This window comes from Mesorhizobium sp. M7A.F.Ca.CA.004.04.2.1 (genome assembly GCF_004022825.1).
In the GTDB taxonomy this organism is placed as follows: Bacteria; Pseudomonadota; Alphaproteobacteria; order Rhizobiales; family Rhizobiaceae; genus Mesorhizobium.
This window is the reverse complement of the sequence record NZ_RZPH01001174.1, coordinates 1-1,714: the sequence shown is the minus strand read 5'-3', so window position 1 is coordinate 1,714 and position 1,714 is coordinate 1. Positions and strand designations below refer to the sequence as shown.

Annotated in this window: 4 protein-coding genes; all 4 read left to right on the top strand. The window is 64.5% G+C overall.

The genetic code is table 11. The features are described 5' to 3' along the window. Positions 1-56 precede the first annotated feature (56 nt). On the top strand, positions 57-425 hold the full coding sequence (locus EN893_RS32645; protein WP_236383315.1) for a hypothetical protein: 369 nt from the start codon (positions 57-59) through the stop codon (positions 423-425). Further along, on the top strand, positions 422-715 hold the full coding sequence (locus EN893_RS32640; protein WP_127266768.1) for a hypothetical protein: 294 nt from the start codon (positions 422-424) through the stop codon (positions 713-715). Before EN893_RS32645 ends, EN893_RS32640 begins: the two co-directional genes overlap by 4 nt. Next, positions 712-1,272 carry a hypothetical protein gene (locus EN893_RS32635; protein ID WP_127266769.1) on the top strand — a complete coding sequence of 187 codons (561 nt, stop codon included), beginning with the start codon at positions 712-714 and terminating at the stop codon, positions 1,270-1,272. The genes EN893_RS32640 and EN893_RS32635 overlap by 4 nt, the downstream gene beginning before the upstream one ends. Before the next feature lie 103 nt (positions 1,273-1,375). Next, positions 1,376-1,714: hypothetical protein (locus EN893_RS32630; RefSeq protein ID WP_206640221.1), on the top strand; the 339-nt coding region annotated here is incomplete at its 3' end.

Sequence of the window (1,714 nt, the reverse complement as noted above, 5' to 3'; positions counted from 1 at the left end):
AGTCAACCTGTTACAGCATGCGTTCCATGTGAAACGCGGCATGAAGGCGATGCGCGATGACTGGTTCTTGGAAGGCCGAACAAGACCGCCAGTCGCAGGAATTGGCGGAGATCATCAATCGGGAGGATGGATGGATGACCGATTTCATGCTCCCGATCCTGCGCGAGTTGCACGATGCCGATGGTGATCGCGCGCGCGCCGACACCCTGCTCCGCATGCCCGATTCCGTGATCCTCAAATATCACGAGGTCATCGCAGCCGCCTGTCGCCGGGCTGGGTTCGAAGCCGGCTGGAACTTCGTCGCATTGCGGCTTTCGCTTGGTCTCGCCGTGCGCGATGCCGCAGGCATGCCGCCCGCTGATCTCGCCGCCAGTGCCGAACTGTTCCGCGCCGGCCTGGCTGAATTCGCGGGAGGTGCTTCATGACCGCGCTCGGCAGACAAGTCGATCCCCTTGCCCGCGCGCTGGCGCCCGTGGTGCGCGAAATGCTGATGGCGGAGGTCGAGCGAATAGCGGCTGCGATCCCGGCAGCAAAGCCGAGGACAATCAGCAAGGCCGATGACGACATCATGGAGGCGTGTCGCCAGGTTGCCGGCGCGGCCGACCGTTTGGCGCAGGCGAAGTTCGGTGCAGGCGAGATCGCCGCTCGTAAATCGCTGGAACGGGCGGCGAAGGTCTTGGGCCGCGCCATGCGCAAACACGGGCGCATGCCATGAACGCCGCCGTTCTCTCGCCCAACGCGACAAAGCTGCTCGCCATCCGCGAGTCACTCGCGGCCATCGCGCCGGCCGATTGGACGCGCGTGCATGGCGAGGCCGGAGCCTTCGTAGAGGCGCGCGGCGAGATGGGCGAATTGCTGGTGCTGCTGCGCTTCGATGCCGCGACGGTCGACGAGATCGACTTCGTCTGCAATGCGCCGGACACCGTGGCCTTCCTGCTGCGGCTGCTCGACGATGCGTTCGGCAAGATCCGTGACTTAAGGGGCGAGCCGGCGCCACGCCGCCAGATCGAGCAGCGCGGCGAACCGGCGGCGAGCGACGTGAAAAACTTCGCCGCCGAGTGCGGCATGAAGTGCCAGGAGCCGGCGTTCAAGGTGTTCCTGCATGAGCGGCATGGGCTGGAAAAGCCACTGACCGACGAGCGCGTGGCGCAAAAGGTGCGCAGCCTGCTCGGCGTGCAATCGCGAAAAGAACTCAACAATGGCGGGGCGGCAAGCGAAGCGTGGAAAGCGCTGCGCGCCAGCTTCGCCGCATGGCTGAAGGCGGAACGATGAACGCACCCTTTTCACTCGACAACCGGATGACGGTCGTTCTCTCCGCCGGCATGGGCGGTGGCTGCGATGGGCTGGTGCGGCATGCCTTTGCGGAGGCTGCGGAATGAGCGAAGTCCTCTTCTACGTCGGACTACACCAGCCATCCGATGGTCAGCATTTCGGCCGCGCTTGTATCAGCTGGCGGCGGTTGCTCGGCCGCAAAAAGCCGCTCGGTTGCGGCGAGGTGCTGATCGATAGCGGTGCTTTTACCGAGGTGGTTAAGCATGGCGGCTATCGCAGCAGCGTGGCCGAATACGCCGCCGCACTGCGCCGTCTTCATGCCGATGGCGTCGCCACCATCGTTGGCGCCGTGGCGCAGGATTACATGTGCGAGCCGATTGCGCTGGAAAGCACCGGCCTGACCATAATCGAACACCAGAAGCTGACCATCGAGCGCTACGAC

What these genes read in the sequence shown, in the direction of transcription:
- EN893_RS32645 (WP_236383315.1), top strand. Translation starts at nt 57, where the DNA reads ATGACTGGTTCTTGGAAGGCCGAACAAGACCGCCAGTCGCAGGAATTG.
- EN893_RS32640 (WP_127266768.1), top strand. Translation starts at nt 422, where the DNA reads ATGACCGCGCTCGGCAGACAAGTCGATCCCCTTGCCCGCGCGCTGGCG.
- EN893_RS32635 (WP_127266769.1), top strand. Translation starts at nt 712, where the DNA reads ATGAACGCCGCCGTTCTCTCGCCCAACGCGACAAAGCTGCTCGCCATC.